The sequence below is a fragment of the Streptomyces anulatus genome (genome assembly GCF_000721175.1).
GTDB lineage: Bacteria > Actinomycetota > Actinomycetes > Streptomycetales > Streptomycetaceae > Streptomyces > Streptomyces anulatus_C.
The window spans coordinates 24,515-41,665 of sequence record NZ_JOEZ01000040.1 but is presented as its reverse complement, the minus strand read 5'-3'; the positions used below and the strand labels follow the sequence as shown (position 1 = coordinate 41,665).

Annotated in this window: 13 protein-coding genes; 4 read left to right on the top strand and 9 right to left on the bottom strand. The window is 75.7% G+C overall.

Annotated elements, in window-relative coordinates; genetic code table 11:
* Positions 1 to 85 precede the first annotated feature (85 nt).
* From IG90_RS0133655 to IG90_RS0133620, 8 genes are all read right to left on the bottom strand, one after another.
* Positions 86 to 1,918 (bottom strand): glycoside hydrolase family 3 protein, encoded by a 1,833-nt coding sequence (locus IG90_RS0133655; RefSeq protein WP_030593375.1) that lies wholly within the window; start codon positions 1,916 to 1,918, stop codon positions 86 to 88.
* 219 nt (positions 1,919 to 2,137) lie between these two features.
* Complete coding sequence (locus tag IG90_RS0133650; RefSeq protein WP_030593372.1) at positions 2,138 to 2,926, bottom strand: sugar phosphate isomerase/epimerase family protein; 789 nt, start codon at positions 2,924 to 2,926, stop codon at positions 2,138 to 2,140.
* Positions 2,927 to 3,053: 127 nt separating this feature from the next.
* On the bottom strand, positions 3,054 to 3,680 hold the full coding sequence (locus IG90_RS0133645; protein ID WP_030593369.1) for a GAF domain-containing protein: 627 nt from the start codon (positions 3,678 to 3,680) through the stop codon (positions 3,054 to 3,056).
* Positions 3,664 to 4,599: a S8 family peptidase gene (locus IG90_RS0133640; protein ID WP_030593367.1), complete on the bottom strand. Its 936-nt coding sequence runs from the start codon at positions 4,597 to 4,599 to the stop codon at positions 3,664 to 3,666. The genes IG90_RS0133645 and IG90_RS0133640 overlap by 17 nt, the downstream gene beginning before the upstream one ends.
* Positions 4,600 to 4,603: 4 nt before the next feature.
* Positions 4,604 to 7,930, bottom strand: a complete 3,327-nt coding sequence (locus tag IG90_RS0133635; protein ID WP_030593365.1) for an adenylate/guanylate cyclase domain-containing protein — start codon at positions 7,928 to 7,930, stop codon at positions 4,604 to 4,606.
* Positions 7,931 to 8,023: 93 nt separating this feature from the next.
* Entirely contained in the window at positions 8,024 to 8,242 is a 219-nt protein-coding gene (locus IG90_RS0133630; RefSeq protein ID WP_030593362.1) for an aroma-sacti cluster domain-containing protein, read from the bottom strand.
* The gene (locus tag IG90_RS0133625) at positions 8,239 to 8,922 is read right to left on the bottom strand and encodes an iron-containing redox enzyme family protein (RefSeq protein ID WP_233436157.1); all 684 of its coding nucleotides are present in this window, start codon (positions 8,920 to 8,922) and stop codon (positions 8,239 to 8,241) included. Before IG90_RS0133625 ends, IG90_RS0133630 begins: the two co-directional genes overlap by 4 nt.
* 125 nt (positions 8,923 to 9,047) lie before the next feature.
* Positions 9,048 to 10,175: a radical SAM protein gene (locus tag IG90_RS0133620; protein ID WP_030593357.1), complete on the bottom strand. Its 1,128-nt coding sequence runs from the start codon at positions 10,173 to 10,175 to the stop codon at positions 9,048 to 9,050.
* Positions 10,176 to 10,508: 333 nt separating this feature from the next.
* Here IG90_RS0133620 and IG90_RS45040 point away from each other — a divergent pair, with 333 nt between their 5' ends.
* The 4 genes from IG90_RS45040 (at position 10,509) to lanKC (ending at position 14,983) form a co-directional block, all read left to right on the top strand.
* Positions 10,509 to 10,670, top strand: coding sequence for a hypothetical protein (locus IG90_RS45040; RefSeq protein ID WP_167345023.1), 162 nt, complete (start codon positions 10,509 to 10,511; stop codon positions 10,668 to 10,670).
* 78 nt (positions 10,671 to 10,748) lie between these two features.
* Positions 10,749 to 10,907, top strand: coding sequence for a hypothetical protein (locus IG90_RS45035; protein WP_167345022.1), 159 nt, complete (start codon positions 10,749 to 10,751; stop codon positions 10,905 to 10,907).
* Between the two features lie 180 nt (positions 10,908 to 11,087).
* Complete coding sequence (locus IG90_RS0133605) at positions 11,088 to 12,359, top strand: MFS transporter (protein WP_030593355.1); 1,272 nt, start codon at positions 11,088 to 11,090, stop codon at positions 12,357 to 12,359.
* 11 nt (positions 12,360 to 12,370) lie between these two features.
* Positions 12,371 to 14,983, top strand: a complete 2,613-nt coding sequence (lanKC, locus tag IG90_RS0133600; RefSeq protein WP_030593354.1) for a class III lanthionine synthetase LanKC — start codon at positions 12,371 to 12,373, stop codon at positions 14,981 to 14,983.
* Here the strand turns inward: lanKC and IG90_RS0133595 are convergent.
* Positions 14,970 to 17,054, bottom strand: coding sequence for an AfsR/SARP family transcriptional regulator (locus IG90_RS0133595; protein WP_233436155.1), 2,085 nt, complete (start codon positions 17,052 to 17,054; stop codon positions 14,970 to 14,972). The two genes, lanKC and IG90_RS0133595, sit on opposite strands and share 14 nt — an antisense overlap.
* Positions 17,055 to 17,151: the final 97 nt, after the last annotated feature.

Below are 17,151 nucleotides of genomic sequence, written 5' to 3'. Positions count from 1 at the left end.
CGGCCCGCGGGAGCGGGGCCACGCCGGGTGCGCGGGGTGCTTTGCGTCTGCGGCCGGATGCCGGGTTCATCCGGCCGCCGTAGGGCTAGTACGACAGCCCGTGACCCACCGGGTACAGCACCTGCTTCGGGTCGTCCGCGCGCTGCACCGGAACCGGGAGGGTGCCCTCCGGGTCGGCGCGGCCCGCGATCACCCGGGCGGCGGCGCGCAGTTCGACGTCCGTCCAGGAGTACGCGGCGAGGCTCGCCGCGACTCCGGTGCCGGTGAGGTGGGCGATGTCGTACGGGTTGCGGATCGCGACGGTGACCACCGGGACGCCGGTCGCCACGAGGGCCGTGACGAGCGTGCGCTGCGAACTGCTCGCCGTGACGTTGTACGTCGCCACGACCACCACGTCCCTGCCCTCGGCGGCGGCGACCGCTTCGTCGATCTTCGCCTGGCCCGGAGCCGTACCGGTCGACAACGCCCTTGCGGTGAAGCCCAGTTCACCGAAGGCGTGCGCCAGGGTGCTGGTCGGCGGGCCCGTCGTCCCGGAGGGGGACGCCGGATCGGCGCCCACCACCAGCAGGTTGCGGTGGGTGCGGCGGGAGAGCGGCAGCAGCGTGCCGGGGTCGGCGAGCAGGGTCGTCGTGCGCTCGGCGATCCTGTCGGCGGCGGCCCGGTGGGCACGGCTGCCGACGGTGCGCTCGACGCCCCGGTGGCTGACGAACGGGTCCTGGAACAGGCCCAGTCGGCGCTTCAGCCGCAGGATCCTCAGGATCGACTGCTCGATCCGCGCCTCGCTGATCTCACCGCCGCGCACCGCCTTCAGCACGGCGTTCCAGGCAACGGAGAGGTTCGGCGGGTTCAGCAGTTGGTCCACGCCCGCCAGCAGCGCGAGGACCGGCACGCGGTCGTCGCCGTACTTCGTGCGCACCCCCTCCATGCCGAGCGAGTCGGTGACCACCACCCCGTCGTAGCCCAGTTCCTCGCGGAGGATGCCGGTGAGGATGGGCCGGGAGAGCGTGGCCGGGTCCTCGGACGGGTCGAGTGCGGGGACCACGATGTGCGCGGTCATGATCGAGTCGATACGGGTCCGGATCGCGGCGCGGAAGGGCGGGGCGTCCAGCTCCTCCCACTGCGCGCGGGTGTGGTTGATGACGGGCAGCCCGGTGTGGCTGTCGGTATTCGTGTCGCCGTGACCGGGGAAGTGCTTGGCGGTCGAGGCGATGCCCGCGCCCTGATAGCCCTTCACCTGCTCGGCGACCAGGCCGGCCACCGCGTCGGGGTCGGAGCCGAAGGACCGTACGCCGATGACCGGGTTGGCCGGGTTGACGTTGACGTCGGCGTCCGGCGCGTAGTTCTGGTTGATGCCGAGGGCGGCCAGTTCGGCGCCCGCGATCCGGGCGGCCCGCCGGGTGTCGGAGCGCGAGCCGCCCGCGCCCAGGGCCATCGCGCCCGGCAGCAGCGTGGCGGGTTCGCCGACCCGGCAGACGATGCCGTGTTCCTGGTCGGTGGAGACGAGGAGCGGCACCCGGGAGCGCCCGGCGAGCGCGGCGCGCTGGAGGCCGTTGGAGAGGTCGGCGATCTGGTGCGGGTCCCGGGTGTTGTGCGCCCAGGTGAAGTAGATGATGCCGCCGACGTGGTACGTGGAGATCAGCTCGGCGGCCGTACGGACCCCGATCTCGGCGAGGTTGGCGTCGATGTCGGCCTGGTCGGGTTCGGTGGCCGAGTGCCCGTAGACCCGCATCACGAAGAGCTGGCCGACCTTCTCCTCCAGGCTCATCCCGGCGATGATCCGGCGCAGCCGGTGGTCGGTGTAGGCGTCCGAGGAGTGCGTGGACGCTGCGGAGGGGGTGGCGAGGGCGCCGGTGGCCGCCGCTGCCGTGGCGGCGGCGGTGGCGGCGAGGAGGGTGCGTCTTGAGGTGCGGTGGGGCACGTGAGCTCCTTCCCGGGGTGAAAGAAACTTCCAAGGAAGTACGCTTATAGGGAAAGTAACTTCCGGTCAAGGGTCCGGGCCGCCCCCGGCGCGAACCGCACGCGAACGGGCCCGCACGCGAACGGACCCCGACACGTGGACCCGGACGCGTGGACCCGGACGCGTGGACCCGGACGCGTGGACCCGGACGCGTGGAGCCCTCCCTCGCGTCGCCCCGCGCTACTGCTTCGGCGCTCCGAGCCGCAGCAGGTGCTCGCGGCCCGCGCCCAGGAGGCCCGGCAGCTCCGCCGCCTCCGGGTGCCAGCGCTTCTCGTACTCCCAGCACACCCACGTGTCCGGATCCAGACCGTCCAGGCACTCCGCCAGCGGAAGCACCCCGGAGCCCGGCGTCAGCGGGGTCAGGTCGTCCGCCGACGCCACGTCCTTCACCTGGACGTATCCCAGATGCGGGGCCAGCACCGCATGGCTGGCGGCCGGCTCCTCACCGGCGAGCCAGGTGTGCAGCACGTCCCAGATCGCGCCGATCCGGGGGTGCCCGACCGTGGCGACGACCCGGGCCGCGTCGAGGCCCGCGCGGTGCGAGTCATGGGTCTCCAGCAGGATGCTCACGCCCATGTCGGCGGCGGCCGGGGCGGCGGACCCGAGCCGCCGGGCGGCCGTCGCGTCGGCCTCCGCCTGCTCCTGGTCGCCGCCGCCGGGGAACACCCGGACGTAGGGCGCGCCCAGATCGCGGGCGAGCTTCACCAGCTCGGCCAGTTCCGCCAGGACCGGTTCGTCGTCGCCCTCGGCGGCCGCCTTCACATACCCGGCGAGAGCCAGGATCTCCACCCCGCCGTCCTTGAACGCCTCGACCACATCGGCCCGTTCCAACGACGAGAGCCCCAGGTGCACCGGCTCCTCGGGGTGGACGCGCAGCTCCACCCCCCGGTAGCCGTTGTCGGCGGCGAGCCGGACGACCTCGGCGACCGGCGTCCCCGGAACCCCGAGGGTGGAGAAAGCGAGCTTCATCGTGCGTTTCCTTCCCTTGTGCCGACGACCTGTGCCGACGCCCCGCTCCTGCCCGCCGGGCCGGTGGCTACTCCCTCACGGGCGACGGGTGCGGGGCGACGGGCGACGGGTGCGGGCGCCGGCCTCCTCAGCCGGCGCCCCGCAGCAGCCGCTCCAGGCTACCCAGCAGCTTCAGCGCGTCCTCGCGCCGCGCACCCCCCAGCCCGCCGCCGCCGAACACGTCGCCGTGCTCGGCCTCCCGCACCCGCTCCGGGGTGATCACCCGCAGGGCGGCGGCGGCCTGCCGGGCGAACATCGCGAGCAGATCCAGCTCCCGGACGCCCGACCGGGCCTGCGGGGAGGGGTCCAGCACCTCCAGTACGCCGAGGATCCGGGCATCGCTGATGAGCGGGGCCGCCATCAGGGCGTTCGGCACATACGCGGTCGACTCCGCCAGCGAACGGTCGAAGGACGGATCGGCGCTCAGGTCGTCCACCACCATCGGCTCGCCGGAGGTCGCCACCCACCCGGCGATCCCGCGCCCGGCCGGGAACCGGCGGCCAACGAGGAACTCCTCGCCCTGCCCGGACACGGCCTGGAAGACCAGCTCGTCCGCCTCCTCGTCGAGCAGGAAGACCGAACTGGCCTCGGCCCCGAAGATGGCGCGGGCCACGTCGACGACCGACTGGAGCAGCTCGCCGCGCGGCGCGTCCGCGGCGGAGAGGGCGGGGGTGGTGGAGGAGAGGGAAGGCGCGGAATCAGTTCTCGGAGTCATCACGGGTATCTCCTGCCGCAGTGGAAGGACGCGGCGCGTGACGCACGTTGGCCGCGGACAGATAGAGGGCGTTCTTGAGCTGGAAGGCCGTCATCCGCGGATGCGCGGACAGGACGCGGGCGCAGAGCCCGGCGACGTACGGCGTGGCGAAGCTGTTCCCCGTGGTGCGGATCGTCCGGCCGCCCAGCCACGGCACGGTGACGTTCTGGCCCGGCCCGAAGAACTCCACCGGGGGATCCGGGTTGTACAGATGCAGTTCGGGGTCGTCCTCCTGGTGGCTGCCCACCGAGATCACCGACGCGAACCGCCAGGGGAAGCTCTCCACCGGGGTGTTGTGGGCCGAGGCGACGATCACCGTACGCGCGAAGTAGGCACTGTCGGCCAGGCTGTGCAGCTCCTGCGCGAACCGGGTGCGGGTCGTCGACAGGCTGAGGTTGACCACGTCGAAGCCCTGCTCCACCGCCCAGCGCAGCCCGGCCATCAGGACGTCGCCGGTGCCGGAGAACCGCTCCCCGAGCACCCGTACGCTGTGGATCTCGCAGTCCGGGGCGGTCCGGCGGACGATGCCCGCGCACGCGGTACCGTGCCCGCAGGTGTCCCCGGTGGTCGTCGGCTCGACCGTGATCTCCCCGCTCTCCCCGTCCTTGACGACCACCCAGGAACCGGCCAGCGGGCCGACCAGCGGATGGTCCCGTTCCACACCCGAATCCACCACGCACACGCGTACGCCGCGCCCCGTGGCGGGCCCGGCGGGGCGGCCGAGCGGTGGTCCGGCGTCCGCCAGCACCGGCACGTCCTGCGGGCCGCGTCCGCGCAGACTCCAGGTCAGCCCCTGCCCCGGCCCCGTACGCGTCCCTCCCGGCCCCGTACGCGTCCCTCCCGGCCCCGTCCGTGTCCGTCCCGAATCGGTGGTCGTCATCGGCTCAGCCCCTCTCCCTCGTCGTGGCCATGGACCGGGGCGGGTGCGCCAGGAACCCGGAGACCCGGCGCACCCCCGGCAGATGCCCCTTGCCCGTGAAGTGCGCCCCGGCCGACCGGGCCGAGGCCCCGGCCTCCGGCCACCGGCCCAGGGCGGCGAGCGTGTGCGCCCGGTCCAGCTCGGCCGTCGCCCGCACCAGCGGGGAATCGGTGAGCAGCGAGGCCCGGACCGCCCGGTCCGCGTGCCCGGCCGCCTCGTCGGGGTGCTCCCGCGCCGCCAGCCGGGCCCGCAGCCCCGCCAGGTCCACCGCGTCCGCCCGGCTCAGCCCCGAGGCGTCGCCGACGCCCGCCAGCCGGGCGGCCGCCCGGTCCTCGTGGCCCTCGTCCAGCTCCAGGCGGGCCGCGTCCAGCGCCACCGCCGTCCGCATCCCGGCCGCCCCGGTGCGCCGGGCCGCCGCGTCCGCCCGGCCGAGCAGCTCCAGCGCGGCGGCACTCCGGCCGAGCAGCGCCTCCACCGTCGCCCGGAACACCGGCAGGAAGACCTCCGCCTCGGCGAACCCCAGCTTCCCGGCCAGCCGCTCCGCCTCGGCCAGGCAGCGGTGCGCCTCCTCGGGCCGGCCCTGGAGCGCGTACAGCACCGCCAGCGGGCAGTTGAGGGTGACCCGGACCGTGGGCCGGCCCGCACCGTGCGCCGCCAGCAGCGTCCGGCAGCGGATCGCCGCGGCGGGCACCGGAACCGGCCCGCGCCACAGGGAGACGCCGATCGCGCCGAGCGCCCCGGCACGTTCCGGCTCCGCGCCGGCCAGCACGGCGTGCTCCAGGGCCCGCGCCTGGTCCCGCTCCGCCTCCGCGTGCCGGCCGGACCGCTGGAACTGCTGGGCGATCCGCAGATGTGCCCGCGCCCGGCCGGTCGAGTCCCCGGCCGCCTCGAACACCGGGAGGACGGTACGGGCCACGGCGGCGGGGCCAGGGCCCGGGCCGCCCGGATCCAGCACGGCGAGCGCGAGGCGGGCATGCGCGGCCTCCACCGGATCGGGCCCCGTGTCCCGTACGTGACGCAGCAGTTCGGCACCCTCGTCGGTGCGGCCCAGCGCCACCCGTACCTCGCCGAGCCGCCGCGTCGCCGCCGGGTCGCCGGGGCGCAGGTCCACCGCCCGTTCCAGCAGACCGTGCGCCCAGTGCAGGTCGGACCGGGCGGCGGCCTGCGCCCCGGCCCGGCCCAGCGCGGCGGCGGCCCGGTCACACAGCCGCCGGGCCCGGTCGTCCAGCAGCCCCAGCTCGGCGCGGTAGCGGTAGGCGCGCTCCAGATGGCCGCCGACCGCACCGTCGCCGCTGCGCAGCACACTGGGCAACTCGGCCGCCCAGACGTGGCGTTCGGCCTTGGCCCGCTTGGAAAGCGAGGCGTACGCGACCTCGTGCACCAGCCCGCTGCTGAACCGGTACGCCGCCTCCTCCCGGCTGCCCGACGGCCCCGACTCCACCAGCCGGCGGCGGCCCAGCACCGCCAACGCCTCCTCGACGCGCCGCCGGTGCTCAGGGTCCGGCCCGGGCGGCCCGGCCGAATCGGTGCGGTGCCCGGTGGCGTGGCCCTCCGCGGCCGCCACCAACAGCTCCAGCCGGGCCAGTTCCGGTGCGGTGAACTCCCGGCCGATGACCGCGGCCAGGTCCACCACCGCGCGCTCGGCCCTGGCCAGCGCCCCGATGCGCGCGCCCAGCAGGGCCTGGAGCGTGGGCGGCAGATCCTCGTCGGAGGCCGGGCCCCCGGGACGGGGAGCGGCCGCCGGGTCCGCCCGGTCGCCGACCAGGAGCTGTTCCAGGTAGAGCGGATTGCCCCCGGCCCGCGCCAGGAGCCGGTCGTCCACCGGGCCCGCAGCGCCGTCCGGGCCGGCGAGACCGGCGGCGAGCCGCACCGCCTCCTCGTACGGCAGGCCGGTGAGCTGGAGATGCCCGGCCCCGGCGGGAGATGCGCAGCCTTCGTCGGACCCGTCGGACCCGTCGGACCCGTCCGACCCGTCGGGTCGGTCCGGCCCGTCCGGTCGCCCGGCGCAGAGCACCAGCACTCCCGCGCACCCCGAGCCGTCCGTCAGCCGGTGCACCGTGCGGACCAGCAGCGGGGCCGCCGCGTGCCAGTCGTCCAGCACCAGGACGACCGGCCGGGCCCGGGCCGCCCGTTCCAGGACCGCGGCCAGGGCCGCGCACATGTCCTCGAAGGGCGCGTTCGGTGTGCCGTCGCGCAGCAGACCCCCGGACAGCAGGGCCATCGCGTCGTCGACCGCCAGCCCGCCGGCCGCGCCCTTCGCGTCGTCCGCCGGACCGGACACGGGACCGGGCCCGGGGCCAGGCGTGGGCACGGTCCCGGCCGCCACCAGCGAACGCACCGCGTCGGCCAGCGGGGCGAGGGTGCCGTGGTCCCCGTAACTGCGGCACCGCCCCGCGCCGTACGCGAGCGCGCCGGACGCCGACGGCCCCGCCAGCCACTCCCGTATCAGCCGGGTCTTGCCGATGCCCGCCTCCCCGGTGACCCGCAGCAGCCCGGCTCCGACGCCGCGCACGGCCTGCTCCAGGGCGGTGTCCAGCGCCTGCCGCTCGGCGTCGCGGCCGACGAAGGGGAGATCGAAGCGGCGCAGCAGCTCGGGGTCGTCCGCGCCCAGCGCGAGCAGTCGGTAGGCGGCCACACTGTCCCGCTTGCCCTTCAGCCGCAGCGGTCCGGTGGGCTCGGCGCGCACCGTCGGACCGGCGGCGAGCAGGGTCCCCGGGCCGATGAGGATCTCGCCCCGGCCGGCGTTCTGCTCCAGCCGGGCGGCGATGTTGACGGTCTCCCCGGAGACCAGGGCCTGCCGGGTGGTCGTGTCCGAACCCGCTACCACCTGACCGGTGTTGACGCCGATCCGGGTGGCCAGCTCGATGCCGAGGGTGGCGTCCAGCTCCTCGTTCAGCCGGGCCAGCGCCCGGCGCATCCCGAGCGCCGCGGCCAGCGCCCGGCGGGCGTCGTCATCACGGACCACCGGCACGCCGAACACCGCCATCACCGCGTCCCCGATGAACTTCTCCGGAGTGCCGCCACGCGCCACGATCTCCGCGCTCATCGCCTCGAAGTACCGCAGGGTCACCGTGCGCAGCGTCTCCGGATCCAGCACGCCGGACAGTGCGGTGGACCCGACGAGATCGCAGAACAGCACGGTCACCGGCTTGCGTTCGTCACCGGGCGGGGCGACGGGGGCGTGTCCGGTCCCGATGGACCCGGAGGTCGCGGCGGTCGCGCACGGTGTCCCGCAGGACGAGCAGAACCGGGCCGTGGGCGGCAGGTCCTGCTGGCACGAGAGGCAGTTCATGACGGGTCCTTCTCTCCGGGATGTCGGGCGGGTACGGGCCCGCTTCCGGCGCTTGTGGCCGGCGCCGGGCCCGTACCGCTGATCGGTCGCCGGTCAGAACAGCGCGCCGCCGGCGATCTCGCCGTGCGCCTGGACCTCGGGACCGACGGCGTCGAGCCTGCTCTTCACGTCGAGCAGCACCGCCAGTTCCGCCGGTGTCAGCTCGTTCAGCACCTCGCGCTGTTCCTCGCTGAGCAGGTCGACGGGGAAGCCCGCCTCGTACAACGCGGCGGGCAGCGGCGGCCGTTCGCCGTTCTCGGGTGGTCCGGTCATGGTGTGACTCCCATCGGTGGGACAGGTCCGGCTCCCCGCAGCGACGGCGCCGGTGCGGAGCGCCCGAGCCGGACGAACAGCCGGGTGAGCGCGTCGAGGGAGTGCAGTGCACCGACCGCCACGGCCGCTTCCTGGTCCCGGCCGAGCGGCAGCCGGTCCAGCAGCGCGTACAGCTCGTCCAGGTGCTCCGTGTCGAGCACCGAGTGCTCCCGTACGGTCCGGAGCGCGGCGGCGGGCAGCCCGGTCAGCCGGGCGATGCGGCCGGTGAGGCCGGGGGCGGGCGCGTAGCCCTCCAGTACGGCGATGTAGCCGAGCAGGGCGACCGGGTGGTGGTGCTCGATCCAGTAGTACTGGGCACCGACGAGCGAGGCGACCAGGGGGGAGGGCAGCGGGCCGAGCGCGTCCTCGGGGGAGCCGCCGGCCGCCCGGAGGTCCTCCAGCAGCCAGGCGTCGTGGCCCTCCTCCTCCCGGATGTGCTCCTCCAGGTACGCGGCGAGAGGCGCCGCGAGCGGGTCGCCCGAGGCGGCCAGGGCGCGGGCGCGGTCGAGGGCCAGACGCATCAGCGGGACGGAGGCGCGGATGACGGCGTGCATGGTGCACAGATACGTCCGGTAGCGCGGCAACAGCCCCTCGGCGCGCCACATATGGTGTGTCGCGCCCCGGAACTCCGGCTCCAGCAGCAGCAGTTTGACCCGCAGACGCGCGGAGGCCCCCGCACACCCGGGCCGCGCAACGTCGGCCGCGCGCGTACCGCCGACCGCGCGCCTGCTGCCGGCCGTCCGTGTGCCGCCGGCCGTCCGCGTGCTCATCGGACGTCCCCCGCGTCGGACTCCGGCAGGGGCGGACCGCCCGCGACGACCAGTGGCGCGTACGCCGCGCAGCCGTGCCGGCGCACGACGCCCTGCGCACCCTCCCGGGAGCCGCGCATCGCGGCCGTCAGGTCCAGCAGCGCCCCGGCGGCCCCGCCCGCCACCGCACGGGCCCCGGCCGCCACCGCCTCGTCGCCCCCCAGCGCGCGGCAGCCGTCGCAGTAGGAGCCCGCCCGGAGGCCGGACCCGTACCGGGCGGCCAGATGCGTGGGCCCGACCGTGCGGAGCATGCGCAGCACCGGGGACTCCAGCGCCCGGCGGCGCACCGTCCCCCAGTCGTCGTCGGCGATGTGGCCGAGGTCCAGATGGGCCGGTACGGGGCGCCGGTCGACGGTGTCCTGGTTGCAGCAGGCCAGCACCCGGCCGTCGAAGGCGACCACCGGCCAGGCGGCCATCGAGCACGGCGCCGCCGCCGCCGGGTCCGGGCCGGTGCGGGCGGGCCGGGCCCAGGCGGCGGCCCGGCCGAACGGCCGCACCTCGTTGACCAGGCACGGGACCCGGCCACCGAACTCCTGCTCCACCGCCCGGGTGAGGTCGGCGAGATACGGGTCGGACGCGCCGGTACCGGTGAGGTGGAGGCTCACCGCCACGCCCTCGTCCCGGATCCGGTGCAGGGCGCGGAAGACGTCGGCGCGCGGGACCTCGCGTTCGTGGTGGACGTCGAGGGAGGCGGAGAAGTGGTCGACCGAGCGGATCGCGCGCAGGATCGCGGGAGGAATCACCGCGCCACGCCGACCGCCACGCCGACCCCTGTTCCGGGCGAAGAACATGCCGCTGAGCAGCGCGGTACGGGACCCGGCGCGCCGCGCCAGCGTGCTCAGCCGCTCGGCGAGCTCGGGCAGCAGCAGCGGTTCCCCGCCGGTGAGCATGACGACGTCAGGCCGGTTCTCCGCGGTGAACGAGCCGACGAACCGCTCCAGCCGGCCGCTGTCCGGTTCCTCCCGGGTGAACAGGTCCGACCCGGTCGAGCAGTGCGCGCAGCGCAGCGGGCAGCGCCGGGTGAGGCCGAGGAGCAGGCCGGCGGCCGGGAAGGGCCGTCGTGCGACGAGTTCGGCGAGTTCCATGCGGGCCGCCTCCTTCGGGGCCGGGGCGCGTCGGGCGCGTACCCAGGCTGTGCCGTACCGGTTCACGGACGGTCCGACGGCGCTTCGGCGGTGGTATGGGCCCAGGTCGGGGCGGCTCCCCGCGCCGCCACCGGGACCTGGGATACCGGCTCCCCTCGCTCCGAACTGGCCCGATACCGGCGCCATACCGCCGCCGAAGCGATCGCCAGGCCCGGCTTCCTAACTTTCTCGGCAACGGCGGGCACCGGCCCGCCGCCGCACCGGACTCCGAGGGGTGTGTGCCCCACGGAACCCGGCTCCCGGATCCGCAGTGACGAGTGGATGGAGATCACCATGTCCGAGAACACCAAGCCCGCCGCCGGCGACGCCGACGAGACCCCCGAGGTCGAGGCGCACTCCGTGCTGGACCTCCAGGAGACGTCCGTCCACAACGACCGCGACATCATCGCGCCCCCCGGCAACTGCATCAGCGTGCTGAGCGTCGTCGAGAACTGACCTGACGTACCGGGCACCCGGCGGCACACCCCACGGGGCCTCGATCGATCCCGCAGTGACGAGTGGATGGAGATCACCATGTCCGAGAACACCAAGCCCGCCGCCGGCGACGCCGACGAGACCCCCGAGGTCGAGGCACACTCCGTCCTGGACCTCCAGGACACGTCCGTCCAGGGCGGCGACCAGACCGACGGCAACTGCATCAGCGTGCTGAGCGTCGTCGAATCGCAGCGCTGACCGCAGCACAGGTCCAGCGCTGCTCGCACCGGGCCGTGCGCCGCGGCGGGACGAGGCCGACGCCTCGCCTCCGCGGCGCCCGGCCGGCTGACAGGCGGTACGGGGGCGGCTCCGCGAACACGGGAGCCGCCCCGCCGCGCTTCGTACATCCCCTGACCGACGATCTCCGGGAGCCCCCCGATGGCCACGTCGCTCCGCTCCAACCGGGATTTCCGGCTGCTCTGGATGAGCGGCCTCTTCGCCGTCCTGGGCAGCCAGATGAGCGCCCTCGCGCTGCCCCTGCTGATCCTCAAGGAGACCGGTTCCGCCGTGCAGGCCGGCGCCGTGGGGACGGTGTCCGTCTGCGCCGTGCTGATCACGATGCTGCCGGGCGGGGTCGTCGCCGACCGGGTCGAACGCCGCCGTCTGATGCGGCTGTGCGACGGGGGGAGCCTGCTCGCGGTCACCGCCCTGACCGTCGCCGTGTGGAACGGCAGTGCCCCCATGGCGCTCGTCCTGCTGGTCGCCACCGCCGGTGCCGTCCTCAACAGCGTCTACGCCCCCGCCGCCTTCGGCCTGCTGCGCGCGGTCGTGCCGCCGGACCAGATGGGCACGGCGACCGCACGCCTCCAGGCGCGCACCTCCACGGTCCGGCTGGTCGGCCCGCTCGTCGGCGGTGCGCTGTTCGGCGTGCACGAAGCCCTGCCGTTCACCGCCCAGTTCCTCGGGCTCCTCCTCTCGACCGTCTGCGTGGCCCTCGTGCGGACCCGCTCGGAGGCCAGGACCAAGGCCGGGTCGGTGTTCAGCCGCCGGGAACTCACCGCCGGGCTCTCCTTCCTGTGGCGACTGCCCTATCTCCGAACGGTGTTGCTGGTCTTCGGCCTCGGTATGAACTTCGCGTTCGGGGCTCTCACCTTCACGGCGCTCGCCGTCTTCTCCGAGGGCGGACGCTCCGGGCTCGGCGGCGGCTTCGTCATCACCTGCGTCTCGGCGGGCGCCCTCGCCGGCGCGCTCCTCGCGCCCCGGCTGGCACCCGACCGCCATGTCCGGTCGCTCATCGTCATCACCTGCTGGAGCTGCGTCTCGACGGCCGCCGCGCTGGCCTGGGTCAGCAGCCCGCTGCTGGCCGGGCTCCTGTGCGCGCTCTGCATGGGCCTGTCGACGGTCGCCAGCATCGGCTTCCTCTCGACCCTGCTGATCGTCACCCCTGAGGACCGGGTCGGCCGGGTGCAGAGCGCGGCCTCCTTCCTGTCCTCGGTCGTCCAGCCGTTCGGGCCGCTCGCGGGCGGTGCCCTGCTGACCGCCCTGGGCGCCAGTACCGCCTTCGGGCTGATCGGGTGCGTGCTGGCCGTTTCGGCGGCGGTGGTGACGCTGGCCCCCTCCGTACGGGCCGGGGCCCTCCCGCCGCCCGGCCGCCCCGCGGAGGAAGCCCGGCCCGCCCACGACACCGCCGGCCGCCCCGGCACACCCTGAGGAGGAACGCCGTGCCCGGCATCCACGAGACCCAGCTGTACTGCCTCGCCGACCGCAGGTACTACGACACCCCGGCCCGGCTCCCCGACCAGGAGACCCGCTACCCGCTCGACGCGGCCGAGCCGCCCCCCGGCTGGCGGCGCGTGGCGGGCGGCCTGTGGACCTCACTGCTGCCCGAGGACGGCGAACCGGCCGAGCAGGGCTGGAAGGTCCATGTTTCCACCGTCCCCGGCGAGGCGGCGCGAACCCTGCGCGACACCGCCCGGATCTGCCTCCGGCACAAGGTGCCGTTCAAGTTCCTCCGCAGCGAGCAGGCGCTCCTGCTGATGTCGGGGAAGTACATGTCCCGGGGCAGCGCGGGGAAGTTCCTCACCCTCTACCCGCCGGACGGGACGGCTCTGACCCGGGTGCTCGACGAGCTGACCGAGGCCCTGGCCGGCCGCCGGGGCCCGTACATCCTGAGCGACCTGCGCATCGGCGACGCCCCCGTCTACGTACGGTACGGAGCCTTCGTCGACCGCTGGTGCCGCGACGCCCGGGGCGAGCGCGTGCCCGCCCTGCGCCACCCTTCCGGTGAACTCGTGCCCGACGAGCGCGGGGTGGTGTTCCGGGTGCCCGCGTGGGTGCGGGTGCCCGAGCTGCTGCGGCCGCATCTCGCCGCCCGCGCGGCCGCCCGCGACGACTCCTTCCCGTACACCGTCACCGATGCCCTCCAGTTCTCCAACGCGGGCGGCATCTACCTCGCCCGGCACCGGGAGACCGGCCACCGGGTGGTGCTGCGCGAAGCCCGCCCGCACTGCGGACTCGACGCCGTGGGCGACGACGCCGTGACCCGGCTGGACCGCGAACACCGGGCCCTGACGGCGCTCGCCGGGCTCGACTGCGTACCGGAGGTGTACGGCGTACGGACCGTGTGGGAGCACCGGTTCCTGGTGACGGAGTACGTGGAGGGCCCCACCCTGCTCGACGAGATCGTCGCCCGCTTCGCACTGGTGCGCGGAGCCCGCACCCCGGACGAACTCGCCCCGTACACCGCGTGGGTGGACCGGGTGACCGGCCAACTGACCGCCGCACTCGCGGAAGTTCACGGCCGCGGTCTGCGCTTCGGCGACCTGCACCCCTCCAACATCATCCTGCGGCCCGACGGGCGCCTCGCCCTCGTCGACTTCGAGTACGCCACCGCGCTCGACGACGACCGCACCCCGCTGGCCGGAGCGCCCGGCCTCCAGGCCCCGCCCGGCACACCCGGCGCGGAGGCCGACGCCTGCGCGCTGTGGGCGACCTGGCTCACCATGCTGATGCCGCTGACGGAGATGGCCGCCCACGACCGGGCGAAGGCGCTCTCGCTGGAGTCCTGGGCCCGGGAGCGCTACGGCCTCGCGCCCGACGCCGGCCCGCCCCGGCCGGCCCTGCTGCGGGCGGCGGAGAGCGCCGCCGGCCGCGAGAGCGAGAGGGAGATCGCGGCGCTCCTCGACGGCCCCGCGCCCGACTGGGCCGGGCTGCGGGCCCGGCTGCTCGCGGGCATCCACGCGGGCGCGACGCCCGAGCGCCGCGACCGGCTCTTCCCCGGCGACCCCCGGTCCTTCGCCACCGGCGGCACGGACCTGGCGCACGGGGCCGCCGGCGTCCTGTACGCCCTCGACCGCGTCGGGGCCCCCGTGCCGGACGCCTGGACCGACTGGCTGGCCGCCGCCGCACGCCGCCGCGACCCCGCCTCGCCCGGCGGGCTGTTCGACGGGCTGCCGGGCACCGCCGTGGCGCTGGCCCTGCTCGGCCGCCGGGACGAGGGGCGCGAGCTGTTCGAGCGGGCCGTCGCCGCCGCCCACCCGTCGCCCTCCGCCGACCTGCTGACCGGCCGCGCGGGCACGGCCCTGGCCGCCCTCCGGCTGGCGACGGCGGGCACGTCCGCCCCGGACCCGGAGCTGGTGGACACCGCCCTGCGCACCGCCTGGGACCTCGACTGCCTGGTGCGGGGCGAAGCGGTGCCGGGCGGCGGACTGTCCGCCCCGCCCTCCGCCGGGCTGCTGCGCGGGCTGAGCGGCGTCGCCCTGCTCCACCTCGAACTGCACGCGCTCACCGGCGAGGAGTGGCTGCTGCGCGCCGCCCGCACCGCCCTGTACCGGGACTCCGGTCACTGCGTGGCGATGCCCGACGGCACGGTCCAGGTCAAGGACGGCCGCCGCCATCTGCTCTACCTCGACCAGGGCAGCGGCGGGTTCGCCCTGGTCGCCGGCGCCTACCTGGCCCGGGAGGAAGCGCCCGCGCTCGCCGCCCTGCTGCCCGGGGTGCACAAGGGCTGCACAGCCGAATTCGTCCGCGAGCCGGGGCTGTTCACCGGACGGGCCGGACTCGTCGCCACCGCACGCCAGTTGGAGCGGGGCCCGGCCGGGCCCGAGGTCCTCGCCTCCGTACGCAACCTGTCCTGGCACCTGGTCGCCGACGGGGGCCGGCTGCTGGTCCCCGGGGCCAGACTGCGGCGCTGCTCCGCCGACCTGGCCACGGGGGCGGCCGGGCTGCTGCTCGCCCTGCACTTCCTGGCCGGGGCGGACGCCGATGCGGCCGTCGTCCCCGGGGACGACGGCCACCGGCCGCACGATCTGCTGAAGCTGCTCACCCTGGGATGAGCGGACCGGCCGTCACGGCCGTGCGAGCCGACGTGCCGGTGTGCGTCGACGCGGTGTGGACGGGTACGCCGGCGTGCGCGGGCGCGACCGGTACGCCGGTGCCGGCCGGTCCGCCGGCACGGTCGGGTGCGACCGGTGCGAGGGACGTGCCCGCGGGTGCGCCCGGTGCGCCGGTGTGCGCCGGACCGGTCGGTACACCGGTCCGCGCGGGCGCCTCCCGCTCGCGGGCGTACAGGCCGAACAGCCGCGGCACCTCGTACAGCGCGGCGTGTGCGGTGACCTCCCCGGCCGGCGAGGTCACCGCACCGGCGCCGATCAGCGACTCGACGGCCCGGATCGCCGCCCGCTCCCCGCAGCCCAGCGCCTCCGTGGCCCGGTCCAGGGTGAAGCCCCCGTCCTCGGCGAGCCCGGCCAGCCGCCCCAGCACCCACCGGTCGCCGTCCACCAGGTCCTGCCAGCCGGACGCGATCCGGTGCCGTACGGAGATGTCCCCGGCGACCAGTTCGTCCAGCGCGGCCGACGGGTCCTCCAGCCGGGCCGCGTACTCCGCCAGCGGCAGATGCCGCAGCACCGCCAGCCGCATCCCGCTCACCTCCACCGCGAGCGGCAGCGACCCGCAGGCCCGGACGATCCGCAACGCCGCCCCCGGGTCCGTCCGCAGCCGCCCGGCACCGATCAGCTTCCCCAGCAGCTCCAGGGCCTCGCCGTCCGCCAGCGCGGGCAGCGCGATCCGGTGCACCGGGGCGAGGCCGGCCAACTGGCACCGGGCGGTGACCAGTACGGAACACTTCCCGGACCGGGGCAGCAGCCCCCGTACGGACGCCTCGTCCGGCACGTCGTCCAGGACGACCAGCGCCCGGTGCCGGTCCAGCCACTCCTGCCAGGCGTCCGCGAGGGCGCCCGACGCCGCGCCCGTGCCCCCGTGCCCGCCGTCCGTCCGCCCGCCCTCCGAAGGGGCGGCGGCGGCCCCCGCCGTCACCCCGCACAGCCGCCCCAGCTCCGCCAGGACCTCCGCCCGGCCACGTGCCGTACCGTCCTCCCGGCGCACCCGGACCTGGACGCGGCCGTCGGGGAAGCGGTCGGCGAGCAGATGCGCCGCCCGGACCGCCAGCGCCGACTTCCCCGCCCCGGCCGGGCCCGAGACGACCACCACGCGCTCCTCGCCGCCGCCCAGCACGTCGAGCAGGCCCCGTAGTTCGTCGCGGCGCCCGGTGAAGGCCCCGGTGGGGGCGGGCAGCGCCACCGCGCTCACCGCCTCCCGGGCGGCGGCGGGCCGCCGGGCCCCGCGCCCCCGGCCGAGCATCGAGCGGTACAACGCGGCCATCGCCGGACTCGGCTCCAGCCCCAGCTCCCGGGCCATCAGCTGCCGGTAGTCGTCGTACACCGCCAGCGCCTCGGCCTGCCGGCCCGACTGGTGCAGGGAGTTCATCCACGCGGCCCGGAGCCGCTCCCGCAGCGGATGGCGCTCCACCAGGTCCCGCAGCCCGTCCACCGCGACCGCCGCCCGGCCGAGCTCGATCTCGGTCTCCGCCCAGTCCTCGTACACCGTCAGACAGCGGGCCTCCAGCCGGTCCGCCTCCTCGGCGACCCCGGCGGAGTCCCGCAGGTCGTTCAGCGGCGGCCCCTCCCACAGGTCCAGCGCCTCGCGCAACAGCCGGGCGGCGGACCGCAGATCGCCCCTCCCGGCCTCCGCCCGCCCCGCACGGGCCAGCGACCCGAAGCGCAGGGTGTCCAGCTCGCCCTCGGCGATCCGCAGGAGATAGCCCCCGCAGCCGTGCACCAGCCGGTCCCGCCCGTCGTCCCCGGCGGGCCCCAGGAGAGCCCGGGCGGCACTGACGTAGACCTGAAGGTTCTTGCGGGCGGTGCGGGGCGGATCGTCCGGCCACACCGCGTCGGTCAACACGTCGACCGGTACGGGGGTGTTGGGGCGGGCCAGCAGGGTGGCGAGGACCAGGCGCTGCTTTCGCGGGCCGAGCGGCAGCTCACGGCCGTCCAGCCGGGCCGTGAGCGGGCCGAGCAGGGAGAAGTACACCGCACCTGCGGAACCGGTACGGGCGGGAGGTCGGGTCATCAGCGGGCCTCCGGGAGCGGGGACGGGCGGCGGACTGGGCCGTACGCACGCCCCGATCCTGCTTCCGCGCCGGCCCCCGCACATCGGGGCCCCGCCC